This window comes from Streptomyces sp. NPDC047130, from assembly GCF_040643475.1.
Lineage (GTDB): Bacteria > Actinomycetota > Actinomycetes > Streptomycetales > Streptomycetaceae > Streptomyces.
This window is the reverse complement of the sequence record NZ_JBEYUK010000015.1, coordinates 1-20,661: the sequence shown is the minus strand read 5'-3', so window position 1 is coordinate 20,661 and position 20,661 is coordinate 1. Positions and strand designations below refer to the sequence as shown.

General features: G+C 72.1%; 22 protein-coding genes. 14 read left to right on the top strand and 8 right to left on the bottom strand.

Going from position 1 to position 20,661, the window contains the following annotated elements; translation table 11 throughout:
* Positions 1–313: 313 nt before the first annotated feature.
* From fabG to ABZ836_RS18970, 3 genes are all read left to right on the top strand, one after another.
* Positions 314–1,033 carry a 3-oxoacyl-[acyl-carrier-protein] reductase gene (fabG, locus tag ABZ836_RS18980; RefSeq protein ID WP_356138343.1) on the top strand — a complete coding sequence of 240 codons (720 nt, stop codon included), beginning with the start codon at positions 314–316 and terminating at the stop codon, positions 1,031–1,033.
* 5 nt (positions 1,034–1,038) lie between these two features.
* Positions 1,039–1,806: an enoyl-ACP reductase FabI gene (fabI, locus tag ABZ836_RS18975; RefSeq protein WP_356138345.1), complete on the top strand. Its 768-nt coding sequence runs from the start codon at positions 1,039–1,041 to the stop codon at positions 1,804–1,806.
* Positions 1,807–2,170: 364 nt separating this feature from the next.
* Positions 2,171–2,494, top strand: coding sequence for a hypothetical protein (locus tag ABZ836_RS18970; RefSeq protein WP_356138347.1), 324 nt, complete (start codon positions 2,171–2,173; stop codon positions 2,492–2,494).
* A 27-nt stretch (positions 2,495–2,521) separates the two neighbouring features.
* On the opposite strand, the gene ABZ836_RS18965 is transcribed toward ABZ836_RS18970, so the two are convergent.
* Both ABZ836_RS18965 and ABZ836_RS18960 read right to left on the bottom strand, forming a co-directional pair.
* Positions 2,522–2,944, bottom strand: a complete 423-nt coding sequence (locus ABZ836_RS18965) for a pyridoxamine 5'-phosphate oxidase family protein (RefSeq protein ID WP_361143606.1) — start codon at positions 2,942–2,944, stop codon at positions 2,522–2,524.
* Between the two features lie 66 nt (positions 2,945–3,010).
* Complete coding sequence (locus ABZ836_RS18960) at positions 3,011–3,688, bottom strand: FadR/GntR family transcriptional regulator (RefSeq protein ID WP_356138351.1); 678 nt, start codon at positions 3,686–3,688, stop codon at positions 3,011–3,013.
* 81 nt (positions 3,689–3,769) lie between these two features.
* On the opposite strand from ABZ836_RS18960, the gene ABZ836_RS18955 reads away from it, so the two are divergent.
* The 4 genes from ABZ836_RS18955 (at position 3,770) to ABZ836_RS18940 (ending at position 6,340) form a co-directional block, all read left to right on the top strand.
* On the top strand, positions 3,770–5,143 hold the full coding sequence (locus tag ABZ836_RS18955; protein ID WP_361143603.1) for an MFS transporter: 1,374 nt from the start codon (positions 3,770–3,772) through the stop codon (positions 5,141–5,143).
* Positions 5,144–5,191: 48 nt separating this feature from the next.
* On the top strand, positions 5,192–5,302 hold the full coding sequence (locus tag ABZ836_RS18950; protein WP_356138392.1) for an SGM_5486 family transporter-associated protein: 111 nt from the start codon (positions 5,192–5,194) through the stop codon (positions 5,300–5,302).
* A 237-nt stretch (positions 5,303–5,539) separates the two neighbouring features.
* A complete protein-coding gene (locus tag ABZ836_RS18945; protein ID WP_356138355.1) occupies positions 5,540–5,743 on the top strand; it encodes a hypothetical protein in 204 nt (67 codons plus the stop codon).
* A gap of 78 nt (positions 5,744–5,821) precedes the next feature.
* A complete protein-coding gene (locus ABZ836_RS18940; protein ID WP_356138357.1) occupies positions 5,822–6,340 on the top strand; it encodes a histidine phosphatase family protein in 519 nt (172 codons plus the stop codon).
* A gap of 87 nt (positions 6,341–6,427) precedes the next feature.
* Here ABZ836_RS18940 and serB read toward each other — a convergent pair whose 3' ends face one another.
* Positions 6,428–7,639 carry a phosphoserine phosphatase SerB gene (gene serB / locus ABZ836_RS18935; RefSeq protein WP_361143599.1) on the bottom strand — a complete coding sequence of 404 codons (1,212 nt, stop codon included), beginning with the start codon at positions 7,637–7,639 and terminating at the stop codon, positions 6,428–6,430.
* Positions 7,640–7,949: 310 nt separating this feature from the next.
* Here serB and ABZ836_RS18930 point away from each other — a divergent pair, with 310 nt between their 5' ends.
* Positions 7,950–10,538, top strand: a complete 2,589-nt coding sequence (locus ABZ836_RS18930; protein ID WP_361143596.1) for an FHA domain-containing protein — start codon at positions 7,950–7,952, stop codon at positions 10,536–10,538.
* A gap of 126 nt (positions 10,539–10,664) precedes the next feature.
* Here the strand turns inward: ABZ836_RS18930 and ABZ836_RS18925 are convergent, their stop codons facing one another.
* Positions 10,665–11,402 carry a transglycosylase SLT domain-containing protein gene (locus tag ABZ836_RS18925; RefSeq protein WP_361143593.1) on the bottom strand — a complete coding sequence of 246 codons (738 nt, stop codon included), beginning with the start codon at positions 11,400–11,402 and terminating at the stop codon, positions 10,665–10,667.
* 453 nt (positions 11,403–11,855) lie between these two features.
* Between ABZ836_RS18925 and ABZ836_RS18920 the strand changes: the two genes are divergently transcribed.
* A complete protein-coding gene (locus tag ABZ836_RS18920) occupies positions 11,856–13,073 on the top strand; it encodes a GAF domain-containing sensor histidine kinase (RefSeq protein WP_361143590.1) in 1,218 nt (405 codons plus the stop codon).
* Complete coding sequence (locus ABZ836_RS18915) at positions 13,066–13,701, top strand: response regulator transcription factor (protein ID WP_361143586.1); 636 nt, start codon at positions 13,066–13,068, stop codon at positions 13,699–13,701. Before ABZ836_RS18920 ends, ABZ836_RS18915 begins: the two co-directional genes overlap by 8 nt.
* Before the next feature lie 105 nt (positions 13,702–13,806).
* Here the strand turns inward: ABZ836_RS18915 and ABZ836_RS18910 are convergent, their stop codons facing one another.
* Positions 13,807–14,610, bottom strand: a complete 804-nt coding sequence (locus ABZ836_RS18910) for a hypothetical protein (RefSeq protein WP_356138369.1) — start codon at positions 14,608–14,610, stop codon at positions 13,807–13,809.
* Positions 14,611–14,767: 157 nt separating this feature from the next.
* Between ABZ836_RS18910 and ABZ836_RS18905 the strand changes: the two genes are divergently transcribed.
* The 3 genes from ABZ836_RS18905 to ABZ836_RS18895 all read left to right on the top strand — a co-directional run bounded on the left by ABZ836_RS18905 (position 14,768) and on the right by ABZ836_RS18895 (position 17,187).
* Positions 14,768–15,565, top strand: a complete 798-nt coding sequence (locus ABZ836_RS18905; RefSeq protein WP_356138371.1) for an ABC transporter ATP-binding protein — start codon at positions 14,768–14,770, stop codon at positions 15,563–15,565.
* A gap of 89 nt (positions 15,566–15,654) precedes the next feature.
* Positions 15,655–16,080, top strand: a complete 426-nt coding sequence (locus ABZ836_RS18900) for an NfeD family protein (RefSeq protein ID WP_356138373.1) — start codon at positions 15,655–15,657, stop codon at positions 16,078–16,080.
* A 153-nt stretch (positions 16,081–16,233) separates the two neighbouring features.
* Positions 16,234–17,187 carry an SPFH domain-containing protein gene (locus tag ABZ836_RS18895; protein WP_356138375.1) on the top strand — a complete coding sequence of 318 codons (954 nt, stop codon included), beginning with the start codon at positions 16,234–16,236 and terminating at the stop codon, positions 17,185–17,187.
* Positions 17,188–17,311: 124 nt separating this feature from the next.
* On the opposite strand, the gene ABZ836_RS18890 is transcribed toward ABZ836_RS18895, so the two are convergent.
* The 3 genes from ABZ836_RS18890 to ABZ836_RS18880 form a co-directional block, all read right to left on the bottom strand.
* Positions 17,312–17,824: an HNH endonuclease gene (locus tag ABZ836_RS18890; protein ID WP_356138376.1), complete on the bottom strand. Its 513-nt coding sequence runs from the start codon at positions 17,822–17,824 to the stop codon at positions 17,312–17,314.
* Between the two features lie 179 nt (positions 17,825–18,003).
* The gene (locus ABZ836_RS18885; RefSeq protein ID WP_356138378.1) at positions 18,004–18,543 is read right to left on the bottom strand and encodes a YbhB/YbcL family Raf kinase inhibitor-like protein; all 540 of its coding nucleotides are present in this window, start codon (positions 18,541–18,543) and stop codon (positions 18,004–18,006) included.
* 54 nt (positions 18,544–18,597) lie between these two features.
* A complete protein-coding gene (locus ABZ836_RS18880) occupies positions 18,598–19,383 on the bottom strand; it encodes a sporulation protein (RefSeq protein WP_356138380.1) in 786 nt (261 codons plus the stop codon).
* Positions 19,384–19,584: 201 nt separating this feature from the next.
* Here ABZ836_RS18880 and ABZ836_RS18875 point away from each other — a divergent pair, with 201 nt between their 5' ends.
* Complete coding sequence (locus tag ABZ836_RS18875; protein ID WP_361143579.1) at positions 19,585–20,235, top strand: DNA-3-methyladenine glycosylase; 651 nt, start codon at positions 19,585–19,587, stop codon at positions 20,233–20,235.
* Positions 20,236–20,661 lie beyond the last annotated feature (426 nt).

Sequence of the window (20,661 nt, the reverse complement as noted above, 5' to 3'; positions counted from 1 at the left end):
GCGCTGACAACAGGGCAGTACACCACGGGGCGACCGTGCCGTGCCCGGGTTTCGTCCGCCGCCGGGCCGGTCCGCTGGCGGGCTGCCACAACGGCCCCGCGACACCCGTGCGACAAGCCGCACGATCGGGGCTTCGCAGGGCCGTCGGCGACGGTGGGTGACTGTAGGGATCCCACAGCGGGCGGGGGTGCGCTGCTGTTCGTGCCCGAAGGCCCCCGGCGGCGGGCGGACCGATAGGTTTTCCAGGGAAGCCGCCCGCCGGCCGCCGGAACGCGGCCGGGCGGAAAGACCAACGAAGCACGAAGGGGGACGGATGAGCCGCTCGGTTCTCGTCACCGGAGGCAACCGGGGCATCGGCCTCGCCATCGCCCGCGCGTTCGCCCAGGCCGGCGACAAGGTCGCGTACACCTACCGCTCCGGCGAGCCGCCGGCCGAGCTCGCCGACCTCGGCTGCCTCGCCGTCCGCTGCGACATCACCGACGCCGAGCAGGTGGAGCAGGCCTACAAGGAGGTCGAGGAGCGGCACGGCCCCGTCGAGGTGCTGGTGGCAAACGCCGGCGTCACCAAGGACCAGCTCCTGATGCGGATGTCGGAGGAGGACTTCACCTCCGTCATCGACACCAACCTGACCGGCACCTTCCGCGTGGTCAAGCGGGCCAACAAGGCCATGCTGCGCGCGCGCAAGGGCCGAGTCGTCCTGATCTCCTCCGTCGTGGGCCTCGCCGGCCAGGCGGGTCAGGCCAACTACGCGGCCTCCAAGGCCGCCCTGGTCGGCTTCGCGCGCTCCCTCGCCCGTGAGCTGGGCTCGCGCAACATCACCTTCAACGTCGTCGCCCCCGGCTTCGTGGACACCGACATGACGCGCGCGCTCCCCGAGGAGACGCGCAAGGACTTCCTGTCCAAGGTCCCGCTGGGCAGGTACGCGGAGGCCGAGGAGATCGCCGGCGTGGTGCGGTTCCTCTCCTCGGACGAGGCGTCGTACATCACTGGAGCCGTCATCCCCGTTGACGGCGGATTGGGCATGGGTCACTGATCGACATGAGCGGAATTCTCGAGGGCAAGCGCATCCTGATCACCGGTGTGCTGCTGGAGTCCTCCATGGCCTTCCACACGGCCCGGCTGGCCCAGGAGCAGGGTGCCGAGATCATCCTCACCGCCTTCCCGCGGCCCACGCTGACCGAGCGGATCGCCAGGAAGCTGCCGAAGCCGACCAAGGTGATCGAGCTCGACGTCTCCAACCAGGAGCACCTGGACCGCCTCGAGGGCCTGGTCCGCGACGAGCTCGGCGGTCTGGACGGCGTCGTCCACTCCATCGGCTTCGCCCCGCAGGACGCGCTCGGCGGCAACTTCCTGAACACGCCGTTCGAGTCGGTGGCCACCGCGATGCATGTCTCGGCGTTCTCGCTGAAGTCGCTGACCACGGCCTGCCTGCCGCTCATGGAGAACGGCGGCTCGGTCGTCGGCCTCACCTTCGACGCGCAGTACGCCTGGCCGCAGTACGACTGGATGGGCCCGACCAAGGCTGCGCTGGAGGCCACCAGCCGGTACCTCGCGCGCTACCTGGGCGAGAAGGACATCCGCTGCAACCTGATCTCGGCCGGGCCGATCGGGTCGATGGCCGCGAAGTCCATCCCCGGCTTCGGGGACCTGGCGAAGGTCTGGGACAACCAGGCCCCGCTGGCGTGGGACCTCGAGGACCCGGAGCCGCCGGCGCGGGGTGTCGTCGCGCTGCTGAGCGACTGGTTCCCGAAGACGACGGGCGAGATCATCCACGTCGACGGCGGGCTCCACGCGATCGGCGCCTGAGCCCTTCTCCGCGTCCCGCTGCCGCCGCCCCGCGCCACCCGCGCGGGGCGGCGGCATGCGTACGCCCGGCGCCCACGTTCCCCCACCCGCCAGAGCGGCACGATCACCGGGCGGCACGGACACCCCCCGCGGGCGGCTGGGCCGCACAGAGGGCGGCACGGGCGGGCGCAGGGCGGCGCCATACGCGGCCGGCGGCTCGCCCTCGCCCGACCAGGCCGAGCGAGCGGTACCGAACGCACGTCGCGGCCCGCCCCACCAAGGTCAGGCCCCCGCAGGGGCCGTCACCCGGCCGGGGGAACAGCGGGGGCGGTGCGCCTCCGTGCCGGGGGAGCCTGGGAGCGCGACCACACCCCCGGGAGGCGCCGTGACCCCCCGTTTCCGCCCCGTGCACGCGGCCCTGCTCACCGCGGCGGCCCTGGCGACGATCGCCCCCGCGTCCCCGACGCCCGCCCCCGCGGAGTCCGGTGCCGACTGCGCCGTGCGGACCGCCGGCTCCACGGTGACCGCCCTCTGCCACAACCCCCACTCCCGCACGGACCGCCTCCGCCTGCACGTCGAGTGCGCCCGCTGGTGGGACGTGGACACCGACGGCGCCCCCGTCGACGCCGCCCCGGCCCGCAGCGTGGAGCTCACCGGGCGGTGCTGGAAGGAGGTCGCCTCCGCGTGGGTCAGCCACCGCCCGGCCTGAGCCCCGCCGCCGGAGGGGACTCCGCCGTCACCAGGCCCCGAGGTCCGACGACGTCCACCGCTCGGGCCGCATCCGGATCACCACCGACTCCTCCATGGCCACCGGCGACGCCAGGTACTGCTCCAGCGCCTCACCCGAGAGGTACCGCCCCGCGATCTCCCGGACCCGCTCCGCCGTCGCGGGCGCGGACTCCTCCACCGGCCCCTCCACCGACACGTACCGCACCGTCGGCGTCAGCCGCTGCACCAGCAGCGAGAAGCGGCCGGTCTCCGCGATCAGCCCGGCCTTGCGCGAGTCGCGTCCGGTGAGGATCCACGGCCGGCCGCCCGGTTCGTAGAAGTACCAGAGGGGCACCAGCAGCGGCCCCCGCTCCGGACCCGCCGCCACACCGAGCACCGCCGTCAACGGTTCTGCCAGGAACGCCTCGCGTTCCTCCTTGGAAAGCGCCATGCCCCGACGCTAGGAGGCGACGTCCGCCGCCGCGGCCGAACACACCCGGCCCGGCGGCAGAACGGCTCAAACCGTTCGCCCCGGTCGGCAGGACAGCGGGTACTCCGCCGCCACCTTCGCCGCCGTCGTCGCGTCGCCCCGGCGGACCGCCTCCACCAGCGGGGCGTGGTCCATGTACGTCTCCGGCGTGAGCGCCGCCCCGACGTCACCGCGCAGCCAGTTCCGCAGCACCTCGCCGAGGTCCGCGTACAGCGCCGTCATCACGTCGTTGTGGGAGGCGGCCACCACCGCCATGTGGAACCCGGTGTCCGCGGTGACGAACGCCTCCACGTCACCGGACTCCCACGCCTCGTCCCGCCGCCTCAGCAGCGCCTCCAGCTGCCGCAGGTCCCGCTCGGTGCGCCGCTCGGCGGCCAGCGAGGCCGCGCTCGCCTCCAGCGAGGAGCGCAGCTCGGCGACGTGCCGGGGGTCGGCGTCGGCGAAGCGGCGGTGCATCACCCCGGCCAGCTCGCTGGTGGCCACGACATAGGTGCCCGAGCCCTGGCGGATGTCCAGCAGCCCGTTGTGCGCGAGCGCGCGCACCGCCTCGCGGACGGTGTTGCGGGCCACGCCCAGCTGCTCGACCAGCTCCGGCTCGGTCGGGATGCGGGAGCCGACCGGCCACTCGCCCGAGGTGATCTGGGTCCGCAGGGACGCGATCACCTGTTCGGACAGTGCCGAGCGGCGGGGGTGGGTCAAAGGCATGGCACACCTTCGCACGAGGCGGGCCGGCGCGGAGCCGGGAGAAGTGGACAGCCAATCATCCCATGATTCTATGATGGATCCATGTCTGATGGGCGCAACGTCTCCTACGAGGCGACCGAGAACCCGGCCCGGCGGCCGGGCACCACCCGCGGCGAAGCGGACGCCGCCGTGCCCGCCGAGGCCGCGACGGCGGTGTCCACCGCCTGGCGCACCCGCCTGCTGATGGCCGCCGTGGTGCTGGCGGCGCTCAACCTGCGGCCGGCCGTCACCAGCCTCGGCGCCCTCCTCGAGGAGGTGCGCGAGGGCTTCGGGATGAGCGGCTCCGTGGCCGGCCTGCTCACCTCGGTGCCCTCCCTCTGCTTCGCCGCCTTCGGTGTCGCCGCCCCCCGGCTGGCCCGCCGCTTCGGCGCGCCCGCGGTGGTGTGCGCCGGCATGGCCGCCATCGCCGTCGGCCTGCTCGTGCGCCCCTGGACGGGCTCCACGGCCGGGCTGCTGGCCGCCACCGCGCTGGCCCTGATGGGCATCGCGGTCGGCAACATCCTGATGCCGGTGATCGTCAAGGAGCGGTTCCCCGACCGGGTCGGCCCCATGACCGGCCTGTACTCGATGGCCCTCGCCCTCGGCACCTCCACGGCCGCCGCCCTCACCGTGCCGCTGACCGGCGCCCTCGGCGGCGACTGGCGCCTCGGCCTCGCCGCGTGGTCGCTGCTCGCCGTGGCCGCCGGGCTCGCCTGGCTGCCGCTGGTGCGCGACCGGGGCGCCCGCCGGAACCGGGTGCCCGGCCCCCGCCGCGGTGCCGCGGAGCGGTCCGCGCCCGTCAAGGCGCCGACGCGGAGCATCACCCGCAGCCGCACCGCTTGGGCCCTCGCCGTCTTCTTCGGCCTCCAGGGCACCTGCGCCTACGTCACCATGGGCTGGCTCGCCCAGATCTTCCGCGACGCCGGGGTCTCGGCCGGCACGGCCGGCGTGCTGCTCGCCGTGACCATGGTGATGGGCGTGCCGCTCTCCTTCGTCATCCCGCGACTGGCCGCCCGGCTGCCCCACCAGGGCCCGATGGTGATCGCCCTCGGCGTCAGCGGCCTCGCCGGCTACGCCGGTCTGATCCTCGCCCCGGCGGCCGGGGCCTGGCTCTGGGCGGTCCTGCTGGGCATCGCCAACTGCGCCTTCCCCCTCGCCCTGACCATGGTCGGCATGCGCGCCCGCACCGGCGAGGGCGTCGGACGGCTCTCCGCCTTCGCCCAGAGCACCGGCTACCTGATCTCCATCCCCGGACCCGTGCTGGTCGGCGTCCTCTACCAGCACAGCGGCGGCTGGGGCCTGCCGCTGACGCTGATGGCGGGCCTCATGATCCCCCAGATGATCTTCGGCGTGCTGGCCGGCAAGAACCGGACCGTCGAGGACGAACTCGTACCGAGGGGGGAGCCGGACGCGCAGGCGGCCGCCGCGCGGCGCTGACCACCCGGTTCCGGGGCGGCGCCGGGGGAGTGCGAGACTGTGGCCATGGTGCTCGACCCGAACCCCCAGAACGGCCAGAAGAAGCTGCTGCTCGTTCTCAGCTCGTTCCTGCTCATCATGGTGATCATCGGCGTCATCGCCTCCATCGCCGCACCCTGACGGCGGCGGGCCCGGCGGGACTCCTCCGGCCCGCCGAGAACCTGCCCCGGAACCGGCCCGGGAAAGCGGTGGGGGTGGGGTTGTCCCCCCATCCCCTAGGGGACGGTCCTCAGGGTCGAATGGGTGGATCACCGGATGTGACGCCCGGCGTCCGGTGCGTAGCGTCGGTGGGGTGGCCGTGGAACGGCCGTCGGCCGCGTCCCGGCCGGGACGCGCCCCCCATCATCCGGAGGCATCATGCCGGTCCCCACGACGACCTCCTGCCCCGCCCGCGCCGCCGGTGACGGCGCCGGAACCGGGGACACACTGCCCTGGTGGGGCCTCCTGCCGCCCGTCCTGGCCTTCGTGACGCTGCTCCTGCTGGTCGCCGACCCGGCCGCCGACGGGGGACCGGACATCGGTGTGCTGGTGGCCCGTCTGGCGGAAATGGCCGGCCGCTGACGCCGGCCGCCGCCCCGCGGCGGTGACGCCGGCCAACTCCCTGCGCCTTGCCGCCTTTTTCGTGCCAAGCTGGGATCCATGAGCGTCGCAGAACCCCGCACGATCGTCCTTTTCCGGCACGCGAAGGCCGACTGGCCCGAGGTCGCCGACCACGAACGGCCGCTCGCCGAGCGGGGGCGCATGGACGCCCCGGTCGCCGGCCGCAAGCTGGCCGACTCCGGCATCGCCTTCGACCTGGCCCTGTGCTCCACCGCCGTCCGCACCCGCGAGACCTGGAAGCTGGCCGTCCACGAGTTCCCGCGCAGGCCCCGGACGGTCTACGAGGAGCGGATCTACGAGGCCACGCCGGGCGAGCTCGTCGCGGTGCTGAACGAGACTCCCGACGACGTGCGGAACGTCCTCATGATCGGCCACAACCCCGGCATCCACGGCGTGACCGAGGTCCTGGCGGGCGGGGACGAGGGCGACGCCCGGGAGCGGATGGTCCGCCGCGGCTTCCCCACCGCCGCGTTCGCGGTGCTCACCTTCACCGGGTCCTGGAAGTCCCTGGAACCCGGTGCGGGCACGCTGACCGACTACTGGGCGCCCACGAAGTGACGACGGGCGCGCGCCGCGCGGAGACGTCCTCCGCACGGCGCGCGCCCCTCGGTGCGTTCCCCGGTTCGCCCCTCGGTGCGCGCCGCGTCAGTGCTCGGCGAGGCCGCCGTCGGCGGCCTCGACCTCCTCGCGGCTGATCCCCAGCAGGTACAGCACGGTGTCCAGGAAGGGCACGTTCACCGCCGTGTGGGCGGCCTCCCGGACCACCGGCTTCGCGTTGAAGGCGACGCCCAGGCCCGCGGTGTTCAGCATGTCCAGGTCGTTCGCGCCGTCGCCGATCGCCACCGTCTGGGCCAGCGGCACCCCCGCCTCCGCCGCGAAGCGGCGCAGCAGCCGCGCCTTGCCCGCGCGGTCCACGACCTCGCCGACGACCCGGCCGGTCAGCCGCCCGTCGACGATCTCCAGCGTGTTGGCCTGCGCGAAGTCCAGCCCCAGCCGCTCCTTCAGGTCGTCGGTGACCTGCGTGAAGCCGCCGGACACCACACCCACCTGGTAGCCCAGCCGCTTCAGGGTCCGCACCAGGGTGCGGGCGCCCGGCGTCAGCCGCACCTCGCTGCGCACCTTCTCCACCACCGAGGCGTCCAGGCCCTCCAGGAGCGCCACCCGGGCGTGCAGCGACTGCTCGAAGTCCAGCTCCCCGCGCATCGCGGCCGCCGTCACCTCGGCGACCTGCGCCTCGCAGCCGGCGTGGGCCGCGAACAGCTCGATCACCTCGTCCTGGATGAGCGTGGAGTCCACGTCCATCACCACCAGCCGCTGGGCGCGGCGGTGCAGGCCCGCGGAGACCACGGCGATGTCCACGCCGAGGGCCGCGGCCTCGGTGGCCAGGGCGGTGCGCAGGGGTTCCGTCGCCACGCCCGAGACCGCGAACTCCACCGCGGTGACCGGGTACTTGGCCAGGCGGAAGATGCGGTCGATGTTGCCGCCGGCCGCGGTGATCCGGGAGGCGATCGCGGCGGTCGACTCGGCGGTCAGCGGGTTGCCGAGCACGGTGACGATGGAGCGGCCGCTGCCGCGGGGGCGGTTGTCGCCGGTGCCGGAGAGGATCTCCGCCTCCATCTTCATGGAGCCGGCCCAGCTGTGGACGGCGGCGCGGAGGTCGCCCTCCTGCCCGGAGGGGGGCTGGGTGATCAGTGCGCAGAGCACCATCCGGCCGCGGATGACGACCTGCTCGATGTCGACGACGTCGACCCGGTAGGCGGTGAGGGTCTCGAACAGACCGGCGGTGGTCCCGGGGCGGTCCTTGCCGAAGATCTTGACGAGGAGGGTGGGGGCGTCGGAGTTCTGCGCAGCGCTCATGGTCCTCCCACCGTATCCGCCCACCCGTCCCACCCGCCCCACCGGTCCGCCACCCGGACGCTCCACCGCCCGCGGTCCGCCATGCGCTGCGCCCCGCGCCACGCCCACGGTGCGGCCCGCGGACCGGGCAGGGAGGGCGGGGCGGTTCCGGCGCTGTCGAAGAGTCCGGGAAAGGTGGCGATTCGGTACCTGTCCTCCGTCCCGGCTTCCGGTCCCCCCACCCCGCCTGGGATAGTGCCCCCGGACGTTCGACATCCCTGGACTCCCTGTGTCGGGGGCCAATTCGGGGGACAACTCAGTGGGGCATGGAGTGCCAGAACTCGTACTCGAATTCAACGGACGGACCTGGACGCTCGATGCGTCCAGGTCCTACACGATCGGCCGGGATCCGCAAGGGGACCTGGTCGTCGACGACGCCAGGGTCTCCTGGCGCCACGCGACCGTCAGCCATGCCGACGGCGGCTGGGTGCTGGAGGACCACGGGTCCACCAACGGCACCTACGTGCAGGGCCACCGCGTCCAGCGCACGCGGCTCCAGCCCGGAACACCGGTCCACCTCGGCAACGCCACGGACGGCCCGCGGCTGAACCCCTCGGCCGCGCCCGCCGCCCAGCCGGCCCAGGCCGCCCCCGCCGCCCAGCCCGTGCAGGCCGCCGCGCCGGCCCCGCCCGTCCAGGCGGCCCGGACCCCGCAGCCCGCGCAGCACGTGCCGCACGCCGCGCCCCCGGCTCCGCACGCCCAGCCGCAGTTCCCGGCCGGCGGCGGACCGCAGGGCGCCCCCGGCTGGGGTCCGCCGTCCGCGCAGCCCTCGTTCCCCCAGCAGGGCGGGGCCCCCTCCGCGCCCCAGCAGCCCGGCGGCGGCCGGCCGGTCCACTCCGAGCGCAGCCCCACCACGTTCCACCAGCTCGCCCTCGGCCGCGTGATGCGCATCGGCCGCGCCCTGGAGAACGAGCTGGTCGTCTCGGACCTGCAGGTCTCCCGGAACCACGCCGAGTTCCACGCGATGCCGGACGGCCGCTGCGAGATCCGCGACCTCGGCTCGCACAACGGCACGTACGTCAACGGCGAGCCCGTTCCCAAGGGCGGCACCCGGGTTCTCGGCCCCGGCGACGTCGTCGGCGTCGGCCACTCGACGTTCCGGCTGGTCGGGGACCGGCTGGAGGAGTTCGTCGACACCGGTGAGGTCAGCTTCTCGGCCCGCCACCTGACGGTCACCGTCGACGGCGGCAAGCAGATCCTCAAGGACGTCTCCTTCGCCGTCCCGGAGAAGTCCCTGATCGCGGTGATCGGCCCGTCCGGTTCCGGCAAGTCCACCCTGCTCAAGGCGCTGACCGGCTACCGGCCCGCCGACCAGGGCGAGGTCCTCTACGACAACCGGAACCTCTACAAGCAGTTCGCCGAGCTCCGCCAGCGCATCGGCCTGGTGCCGCAGGACGACATCCTGCACAAGGAGCTCACCGTCAAGAAGGCCCTCGGGTACGCGGCCAAGCTGCGGTTCCCCGCGGACACCACGTCCGCCGAGCGCGCGGCCCGGATCGACGAGGTGCTGCGCGAGCTCAAGCTGGACGTGCACAAGGACAAGAAGGTCACCTCGCTCTCCGGCGGCCAGCGCAAGCGCGTCTCGGTCGCCCTGGAGCTGCTGACCAAGCCGTCGCTGATCTTCCTGGACGAGCCCACCTCCGGCCTCGACCCGGGCATGGACCGCGACGTGATGCAGCTGCTGCGCGGCCTGGCCGACGACGGCCGCACGGTCCTGGTGGTCACCCACTCGGTGGCCGAGCTGGCGCTGTGCGACAAGCTGCTGGTGATGGCCCCCGGTGGCGCGGTGGCGTACTTCGGTCCGCCGGACGAGGCGCTGAACTTCTTCGGCTACTCCACCTGGGCCGACGTCTTCTCGGCGTTCGAGAACTACCGCGACTACGACTGGTCGGGCCGCTGGAAGGGCTCGCAGCACTACCGGATGTACGCCGCGGACGCCGACGCCGCGCCCTCGCAGTCCGCGTACGCGCCGCCGCCGCAGGCGATCCGGCCGCCGAAGCCGCAGGGTTGGTTCTCCCAGTTCGTGACGCTGGTGCGGCGCTACGTGTCGGTGATCGTCTCGGACCGCGGCTTCCTGGCGCTGATGGTGATCCTGCCGGCCGTCATCGGCTCGGTGAGCCTGCTGATCAACCCGGACCGCGGCCTGCTGCCCAACCCGCTCAACCCGCAGACCGGCCGGATCGTCCCCAACGGCACGGCCACCACGGTCCTGCTGATCCTCGCCGTGGGCGCCTGTTTCGCCGGCGCGGCCAACTCGGTCCGCGAGCTGATCAAGGAACGCGTGATCTACGAGCGGGAGCGGGCCACCGGCCTGTCCCGGTCGGCGTACCTGATGTCCAAGGTCTTCGTGCTGGGCCTCATCACGGTGTTCCAGGGCCTGCTGGTGGGTGTGATCGGCTTCGCGGGCCGGGAGATCCCCGAGGAGGGGCTCGTCCTGGGCGGGATGTCGCTGGTAGAGCTCTCGCTGCCGATCATGGGCCTGGGCTTCACCTCGATGATGTTCGGCCTGATCATCTCGGCGCTGGTGAAGACGGCCGAGAAGACCATGCCGCTGCTGGTGATGTTCGCGATCATCCAGGTGGTCTTCACCGGCTGCCTCTTCGCCCTGCACGGCACGCTCGGCGTCAACGAGTTCTCGTACCTGATGCCGTCCCGGTGGGCGGTCGCGGCCGCGGGCGCCACGCTCGACTTCAACCGGATCGCCCCGCCGGAGGCCGGTGCGGACAACGACCCGCTCTGGGAGCACACCCTCGGCACCTGGTCGCTGGACATGATCGCGCTGATCGGTCTGGGCGTGATCTGCGGCTTCTTCGTGGCCCGCTTCCTGCGGCGGCACGAGCCGGAGGTCATGCGCAAGTGATCCGCGCGGACCCGTCCCCCGAGGCGGGTCCGGGCGCTTTCCGGACATGACGCGAGGGCGGCACCCCGGTGGGGGTGCCGCCCTTTCAACGTGTCAGCGGTTCCTGCTCAGAGGTCCGCGCCTGCCTCAGTACGCGCTGTTGACGTTGTCGATCGTGCCGTAGCGGTCGGCGGCGTAGTTGGCCGCGGCCACGATGTTCGACACCGGGTGGTAGATGTCGTACGGCGTGCCGTCGACGTGGTACGTCTCGAAGGTCGGCGGGATCACCTGCAGCAGGCCCTTGGACGGGATGCCGTTCTTGGCGTTGATGTCCCAGAGGTTGATCGCCTTCGGGTTGCCCGAGGACTCACGCATGATGTTCTTGTACAGACCGTGGTACGAACCCGGAATGTCCTTCTCGTCCATGATGTCGAGGGCCTCGCGGATCCAACCGTCCAGGTTGTTCGCGTAGACCTTCTTCGTCTCGGCCTTCTGGGCGACCGGACGGGCGGCGGAGCGGCTGGCTTCCTTCTCCTGGCGCTCCTCGGCGGCCTTCGCGGCGGCGGCCTTCTTGGCGGCGGCCTCGTCGGCGGCCTTCTTCTCCGCGACCTTCTGCTCCGCCTGCTGGGCGGCGACGGCCTCGGCCTTCACGCTCGCACCCGCGGCCTGGTCGGCGACGTTGGCCTTCACGTTCTCGATCCGGTCGGCGTTGTAGACCACCGGCTTGGCCTGGCCGGCCTCGCTAGTGGTGGTCTCGGCGTCGGCCGGGACGACGGTGAAGGCGAGAGCCGCGGCGCTCAGGGCACCGGCACCGGCGATGCCGATCTTCTGCATCTGCTTCTTGGTGACGGCGGTGCGATAAGCGGAAAGGTTGAACTTCGGCATGGAACCTCATTCGTTGCGCGGATGTCGCTCGGCGTCCGGGGGTTCGGACTGTCCGGACGGGCCGGACGGAAGTGCACCCGAGGGGCGTCTCTGCGCCGCGGACGAATCCGCTGCGGTGAGCGACATGAGCAATTCTTAGCGACCGCAAAATCGGCTGGCAATCATGTGATCTACGAAGCCGAATAGGAGAACGTAACCGGCAAATCGGTACAGACTCTGACTTTCATCCTGCTCAGAGAGTGTCCTAATGTCCTGCTTGTCTCCTATCTCCCTTCGTAAGTGACGGGGGTCTCGTGGACGGCCTCACACGGCACCTCGTGTCGTCTCACGCAGAGTTGCTTGCGCAATGCTTTGTGTCAGTGGATTCCGGGGGTGGACCGGGACCAGCGACCGGTCCTCGGACGGTCCTCAGGACCGATCCGGCAGCCCTCGACCGCCGGTAGCGTGACCGCCATGAACGAAGGCACCCCCCGCTCACCGGCCGGACTGGCGGCCGTCAGCGACGCCCTGCTCGCCATGAGCCGGCGCCTGGAGGTGGGAGACGTCCTCAAGACGATCGTGTGCCGCGCCCGGGAACTGCTCGGCGCCCGCTACGCCGCCCTGGGCGTGCCCGACGACTGCGGCGGCTTCGCGCGGTTCGTGGTCGACGGCGTCGACGAGCCCACCTGGAAGGCCATCGGCCCCCTCCCGCGCCAGCACGGCATCCTCGCCGCCATGCTCCACGAGGGTCCGCAGCGCCTCGACGACGTCCGCGCCGACCCGCGCTTCGAGGGCTGGCCCGACGCCCACCCGGAGATGACCGACTTCCTGGGCATGCCCATCCGCGACGGCGAGGAGATCCTCGGCGCCCTCTACCTGGCGAACAAGGAAGGCCTGGCGAACAAGGAGGGCCTGGCGACCAAGGAGGACCCCGGCCGACCGGGGGCCGCCCGGGGCGACACCGCCCCCGGTGCCTCCCGCGGCTTCACCGAGGAGGACGAGGAGCTCCTCTCCCTCTTCGCCCAGCACGCCGCCATCGCCCTCACCAACGCGCGCCTCTACGAGCGCAGCCGCGAGCTCACCATCGCCGAGGAGCGCTCCCGCCTCGCCCACGAGCTGCACGACGCGGTCAGCCAGAAGCTCTTCTCGCTCCGCCTCACCGCCCAGGCCGCGGCCACCCTGGTCGACCGGGCGCCCGCCCGCGCCAAGGACGCCCTCGGGGAGGTCGCCGCGCTCGCCGCCGAGGCCGCCGACGAACTGCGCGCCGCGGTGATCGAGCTGCGCCCCGCCGCCCTCGACGAGGACGGCCTGGTCGCCACCCTGCGCAGCCAGGTCCAGGTCCTCGACCGCGCCCACGCCGCCCGGGTCTCCTTCACCAGCCACGACGTCCGCGCGCTGTCCGCCGCCCAGGAGGCCGCCCTGCTGCGGGTCGCCCAGGAGGCACTGCACAACGCGCTGCGCCACGGACAGCCCCGCACCGTGGACGTCGTCCTCGAACGCCACGGGCCGTCGGTCGTGCTGCGGATCACCGACGACGGCCGGGGATTCGAACCCGACGCGGTCCTGAGGACCGGCCGTCACCTGGGCCTGGTCTCCATGCGGGACCGCGCCACCGGCGTGGGCGGCACGCTCACCGTCAGCTCGGCGCCCGGCAGGGGCGCCGTCGTCGAGATGGAGGTTCCCGGTGGCTGACCCGGTCAAGGTCCTGCTCGTCGACGACCACCAGGTGGTCCGGCGAGGCCTGCGCACCTTCCTCGAGGTGCAGGACGACATCGAGGTCGTCGGCGAGGCCGGGGACGGGGAGGAGGGGGTGACCCGCTGCGAGGAGCTCCGGCCCGACGTCGTCCTGATGGACGTCCGGATGCCCGGATCGGACGGCATCGAGGCCCTGCGCCGCCTGCGCGCCCTCGGCAACCCGGCCCGCGTCCTGGTGGTCACCAGCTTCACCGAGCGCCGCACCGTGGTCCCCGCGCTGCGGGCCGGCGCGGCCGGCTACCTCTACAAGGACGTCGACCCCGACGCCCTCGCCACCGCCATCCGGTCCGTCCACGCGGGGCACACCGTCCTCCAGCCGGAGGTCGCCGAAGTGCTCCTCTCCGAGGACAACGGCGCGGGCGAGGGCCGCGGCGCCGCCCTCACCGACCGGGAACGCGAGGTCCTCGCCCTGATCGCCGAGGGGCGCTCCAACCGGGAGATCGCCCGCTCCCTCTTCCTGAGCGAGAAGACGATCAAGACCCACGTCAGTTCCATCCTCATGAAACTCGACGTCTCCGACCGCACCCAGGCAGCCCTCTGGGCCGTCCGCAACGACCTCCCCTGACCCGCCTTCCCCTGAAACGGCGCGCGTGCGCGCGTGCGCGCGAGGCGCGGCGGGGGGCCAGGGGATCCGGGGTGGCCGGCGGAGCCGGGAGAGCCGGGGGAGTCGTCACCCCCGGTGACGCTCCTCCACCGCCGCGTTGTACGCGGCGACCATCGCCCGCCGGGCCGTCCGCTCCACCGGACGCAGCGCCTCCCGCCGCGCCGCCATCTCCCCGGCGCTCACCGCACCCCCGTGCCCCCGCTCGTACGCCAGTGAGACCAGCAGCCCCACCCGCTCCGCCAGCCGCAGCACCCGCGCCGCCCGCGGCGGATATCCCGGAGCCAGCGCGTCCCGTCCCTGCGCCCGCTCCGCCCGCGCCCGGTACGCGTCCAGCGCCGCCTCGGCGACCGGCCCGGACGCCGCGACGTCCAGCCGCGTCAGCACCTCCGTCGCCTCCCGCAGCGCCTCCGCCAGCTCCCGCTCCGCCTCACCCAGCGAGGGGACGTCGGCCGGCGGCGCCTCCCGCACCGGCAGGCAGTGCCAGACCACCTCGACGTGCACGTCCTCCGCCCCGCCGGCCCCCTCGGGGCCCGCCTCGTGGACCTCGGGCACCAGACCGAGCGCCACCCCGTGGCAGACCACCGCCTCCTCCGCCTCGAGCGCCCGCGCGTTGAACTCCGCCGGACCGCTCAGCCCCAGCGGATGCCCCGGCGCGGGCAGCGCCAGCCGCAGTCCGGTGGCCCCCAGGGCCCGCAGCCGGCCGAGAGCCAGCGACAGGCCGACGGCACGGTCCTCCCCGGGCAGACCCTCCACGCGGTGCAGCGCGTCGTCGCCGACAATCGCGGCCACCGCGTCATCAGGCGGTACAAGGTGGGCAAGAAGGGCATTTCCCCAGGCGGCCAGGCGCCCCGCACGTGGTTCGGTCAGCATGCGCCCAGCCTAAGGACCGTCCCACTGGATTCCCCAGGACACCGGGTGGCGTAGATTTTTCCGAAAGGGCTGCGCCCGCCGGCGCACACGACAGCCGACACCGGCCGCCGCCGTCACGACGGGGAGGGCCGAGAACGCAAGGGGAGACAGCGCGCTGATGAGCGATGTTCTGGAGCTTGAGGACGTATCCGTGGTCCGCGAGGGCCGGGCTCTGGTGGACCGGGTCTCCTGGTCGGTCAAGGAGGGCGAGCGCTGGGTCATCCTCGGGCCCAACGGCGCGGGCAAGACCACCCTGCTCAACGTCGCCTCGAGCTACGTCTACCCCAGCAAGGGCACCGCCACGATCCTCGGTGAGACCCTGGGCCGTCCCGGCACCGACGTCTTCGAACTCCGCCCCCGCATCGGCATGGCGGGCATCGGCATGGCGGAGAAGCTCCCCAAGCGCCAGACCGTCCTGCAGACCGTGCTCACCGCCGCCTACGGCATGACCGCCGCCTGGCAGGAGGAGTACGAGGACGTCGACAAGCAGCGCGCCGTCGCCTTCCTCGACCGCCTCGGCATGAGCGACTTCACCGACCGCACCTTCGGCACCCTCTCCGAGGGCGAGCGCAAGCGGACGCTGATCGCCCGCGCCCTGATGACCGACCCCGAGCTGCTGCTGCTCGACGAGCCGGCCGCGGGCCTCGACCTCGGCGGCCGCGAGGACCTGGTGCGCCGCCTGGGCCGCCTGGCCCGTGACCCGATCGCCCCCTCCATGATCATGGTGACCCACCACGTGGAGGAGATCGCCCCCGGTTTCACCCACGTCCTGATGATCCGCCAGGGCGAGGTCCTGACCGCCGGCCCCATCGAGCTGGAACTCACCTCCCGCAACCTCTCCCACTGCTTCGGCCTGCCCCTCGTCGTCGAGCAGGTCGGCGACCGCTGGACCGCCCACGGCCTGCCGCTCGCCTAGGGCCTGTCCGCACCGGCGACCCAACGGCCTTTCACAGCGCCCCCGTTCGCGCCCTGTCCGCGACGGGGGCGCGGTCCTACCATGACCCCGTGGACATCGACGCGTGGGTCTGGTGGCTGGTGGCGGCGGCGGTGCTCGGCATCGCCCTGGTGATCACAGCGATGCCCGAACTCGGGATGCTCGCCGTCGGCGCGATCGCCGCGGCCGTCACCCGAGGGCTCGGCGGCGGCATCGTGCTGCAGGTGGCGGCCTTCGTGGTCGTCTCCGTCGCTCTGATCGCCGTGGTGCGCCCCATCGCGGCACGCCACAGGAACAGGCCCCAACTCTCGAGCGGGGTCGACGCGTTGCGCGGCCGTCAGGCGGTCGTGCTCGAACGGGTGGACTCCCGGGGCGGGCGGATCAAGCTCGCCGGCGAGGTCTGGTCCGCGCGGGCCCTGGACCCCGGCACCGTCTTCGAGGCCGGGGAGGAGGTGGACGTCGTCGACATCGACGGAGCGACCGCCGTCGTGATGTGAGCCCGCCGCCCCGCCGCCCCTCCCGCGGCCCGGTCAAGTGGCCGGAACCCGCCCCAGGGACCACCGGGGTCTGCGAGACTCGAGCGGAAAGATCTTCGACAACCACGCCATCTGCCGCCCGCGACGCGGCCGAGAGGGGTACGGGGAGCCACGATGGAACCGGTCATCATCGTTCTGGTCATTCTGGTGGTGTTGGTCTTCATCGCCCTGATCAAGACCATCCAAGTCATTCCGCAGGCCAGCGCCGCGATCGTCGAGCGCTTCGGCCGCTACACCCGCACCCTCAACGCGGGCCTCAACATCGTGGTGCCGTTCATCGACACCGTCCGCAACCGCATCGACCTGCGCGAACAGGTCGTCCCGTTCCCGCCGCAGCCGGTGATCACCCAGGACAACCTGGTGGTGAACATCGACACGGTGATCTACTACCAGGTCACCGACGCCCGGGCCGCCACCTACGAGGTGGCCAGCTACATCCAGGCCATCGAGCAGCTCACCGTCACCACGCTGCGGAACATCATCGGCGGCATGGACCTCGAGCGCACCCTCACCTCCCGCGAGGAGATCAACGCGGCCCTCCGCGGCGTCCTCGACGAGGCCACCGGCAAGTGGGGCATCCGCGTCAACCGCGTCGAGCTCAAGGCCATCGAACCGCCCACCTCCATCCAGGACTCGATGGAGAAGCAGATGCGCGCCGACCGCGACAAGCGCGCCGCGATCCTCCAGGCCGAAGGTGTCCGGCAGTCCGAGATCCTGCGGGCCGAGGGTGAGAAGCAGTCGCAGATCCTGCGTGCCGAGGGTGAGGCCAAGGCGGCCGCCCTCCGCGCCGAGGGCGAGGCCCAGGCCATCCGCACGGTCTTCGAGTCCATCCACGCCGGCGACCCGGACCAGAAGCTGCTCGCCTACCAGTACCTCCAGATGCTGCCGCAGATCGCCAAGGGCGACGCCAACAAGCTCTGGATCGTTCCCAGCGAGATCGGCGACGCCCTCAAGGGCCTCGGCGGCGCCTTCGGCAACTTCGCCCCGCAGAACGGCGGTTCCCCGGGCTCCGTGCCCCGGCCCGCGGGCAACGGCAGCGAGCGCCTCGAGAAGCCGACCATCGACTGACCTGGGGACCGGCTTCCGTTCGCCGGTCATCGCCTCCCGGTCCCGCTTCCCGCTCCTGGGAACACGGCCGAGGGCCCGCCACCCGCTCGGGGTGGCGGGCCCTCGGCCGTCGTGGGGGAGGAGCTCAGGCCGCCGCCCGCACCGCCAGCCACTCCGGCAGGTCCGCGAGGTCGTGGTTCCCGCCCATGGCCAGCAGCATCGCGTCCGCGGGCGTCGGCTCGAAGGGCTGGTGCAGCAGCGGCATCCCGGCCTGATCCGGCGTCCGGTCCGCCTTCCGGTGGTTGTCCTCCGCGCACGAGGCCACCGTGTTCAGCCACGAGTCCTGGCCGCCCTGCGCCCGGGGCACGACGTGGTCGACGGTCGTGGCGCGTCCGCCGCAGTACGCGCACCGGTGCCGGTCCCGTACCAGCACACCCCGCCTCGACCACGGCGCTTGTCTTCGGAACGGCACCCTGACGTACCTGCAGAGCCTGATCACCCGTGGCGCCGGTATGTCCACCGCGGCGGCCCGCATCCGCAGTCGGGGATGGGCCTGCTCCACGACCGCCTTGTCCTGGAGGACCAGCACCACCGCACGGTTCAGCGTCACCGTCGACAGCGGCTCGAAGCTCGCGTTCAGCACCAGCGTGTCCCGCACAACCAGCCCACCTCTCGTGTGCCGGCCGCCCCCCTGGCAGGCCGGAACCCCACTGTGGCCGGGCGTGCCGCGAGGGACAACGCAATATCCGCCGCCCCAACGGCAGAAAAAAGAAGCCCGCCCCTGATCACTTCCAAGACCAGGGGCGGGCAAACGTGCCGCGCGTGACTGACGCGCGCTCAGCTTCCGGCGGGAACCTCGTATTCACCGATCAGGTGCGCCCGCGCCAGCGTGTGGAAGCGCAGGTTGAATCCGACGGCCGCCGGAGAGGCGTCCGCGTCCGGGCCGAGCTTCTCCTGGTCCACGGCGTAGACCGTGAAGACGTACCGGTGAGGTCCGTCGCCGGGCGGCGGCGCCGCACCACCGAAGTCGCGGGTGCCGTAGTCGTTGCGCACGTGCACGGCGCCCTCGGGCAGCCCCTCGAACTTCCCGGAGCCGGCACCGACCGGAAGCTCGGTCACGGTGGCCGGGATGTCGAAGAGCACCCAGTGCCAGAAACCGCTGCCGGTGGGCGCGTCCGGGTCGAAGCAGGTCACCGCGAAGCTCCTGGTCTCCGCGGGGAAGCCCTCCCAGCGCAGGTGCGGCGACGTGTTGCCCGCCGCGTGCACCTGGGCGTCCGCGAGCCTGCCGCCCGCCTCGACATCGTCGCTCGTCACCGTGAACGACGGCACCTCGGGGTGGAAGTCGTGCGGCAGCGGCGGCCTGGTGGACTGGGTCACCTCGGTACCTCCTGGCTGTGTTGCGAAAGCTGGATCTACCTGTCCCGTCCGAGCCTAGAACCAGTTGCGCCTGCTGCCGACCTCGGACAGCCACTGGTTGAGGTAGGCCGCCCAGTCGGTGGCCTGGTAGTCCTGCAGACCGACCTGGAACGAGCGGAACGTGTCGCTGCCCTCGCTGAAAAGCCCCGGCTTCTTGTCCATCTCCAGCACCACGTCCATCTCGGACTGGTCGGCGACGAAGCTGATCTCCACCTGGTTCAGCCCCCGGTACTGCTGCGGCGGCAGGAACTCGATCTCCTGGTAGAACGGCAGCTTCTGCCGGGTACCGCGGATGTGCCCGCGCTCGAGGTCCGCGTTCTTGAAACGGAAGCCCAGGCGGACGAAGGCGTCCAGTATCGCCTTCTGCGCCGGCAGCGGGTGCACGTTGATCGGGTCGAGGTCGGAGGAGTCCACCGCCCGCGCGATCGCCAGCTCCGTGGTGACTCCCACGTGCATCCCCCGCAGTGGGGAACCCTCGATCATGGTGACCGGCGTCTCCCACGGCACGTCGATGCCGAACGGCACGGTGTGCACGGCGCCGGCCTCGATCTGGAAGGCGCCGCCCAGCGGAACCTTCAGGAACTCGATGTTCTGCCGGTGCTCCGTGTCGTCCGGCCCCTCCACCTCGACCTGCGCCTGCAGGCCGACCGACAGGCCCTCGATCTGCTGGGCGACGGACCCGCCCTGGATCCGCACCTCGCCCTGGACGACGCCACCGGGCACCACGTTGACCTCGGTCAGCACGGTCTCCACCGAGGCGCCACCGGCACCGAGACTCGCGAGCAGCTTCTTGAACCCCATCTGTTCCCCTCTTCTCCAGGCGCCCCCGTGGGTCCGCGCCCGCTCAGTAGTCCCTGAAATCCTGTGATTCCTGACGATTACTGGTAACGCGCGGGACGGTGGGACGGTTCCGGTCGCCCGGATCCCCACAGAACGGACCGGAATCCTCCGCATCGGCGCTTCCGGCCGGCGACCCGCGCGGCTCCAGTACTCTCGGAGGACATGATCGCGCGCCTCGACCGTACGCCCCTGTCCAGGTCCTTCTTCGACCGCCCCGTCCTCGAGGTGGCTCCCGACCTGCTCGGCCGACTCCTGGTCCGCACGACGCCCGAGGGCCCGATCGTCCTCCGCCTCACCGAGGTCGAGGCATACGACGGCCCGAACGACCCCGGCTCGCACGCCTTCCGGGGACGTACCGCACGGAACGCGGTCATGTTCGGCCCGCCCGGTCACGTGTACGTCTACTTCACCTATGGCATGTGGCACTGCATGAACCTGGTCTGCGGACCGGAGGGACGGGCGAGCGCGGTCCTCCTCCGCGCCGGCGAGGTCCTGGAGGGTGCGGAGCTCGCCCGCACCCGTCGTCTTTCGGCCCGCCATGACAAGGAACTGGCCAAAGGCCCGGCCCGTCTGGCCACGGCCCTGGACATCGACCGCGCGCTCGACGGCACCGACGCCTGCGCCGTGACGGGGTCACCCCTGACGGTCCTCACCGGTGCGCCCGTCCCCTCCGACCAGGTGCGGAACGGCCCCCGCACCGGAGTGTCCGGCGACGGCGGCGACGGCGACGTCCACCCGTGGCGGTACTGGATCGACGGCGACCCCACGGTGAGCCCGTACCGGGCCCACGTTCCGCGTCGACGCCGGGCTTGACTCCGGCTCCAGCGATCCGTAAGGTAGCCCGAGCCGTCAGACGCGGCGGGCGTTCTGCCCTCACCGTGTGCGGCCACTCCACTACTCAACCTCTCCCCTCAGCGGGGCGAATTCTTGCGTGCCCGCACGCCCGGAATTCGAACCGCGTGACTCGATTATGAGTCCTGGGACGGAGTCGGTTAGCGTAGTGAACGTCGAAAGGCCGACGGACCTGGTCCGGAAGCCGACGGCAATCCCCTCCGACAGGGAATCGGACGCCGAAAGCGTCTGATAGAGTCGGAACCGCCGGAAAGGAAAAGCGCCGCGAAAGTGGTGCTGGAACTGGAAAGCGCCGAGGAAATCGGAACGGAAACGGTCTGATAGAGTCGGAAACGAAGGAAGCGCCCGGAGGAAAGCCCGAGAGGGTCAGTACAAAGGAAGCGTCCG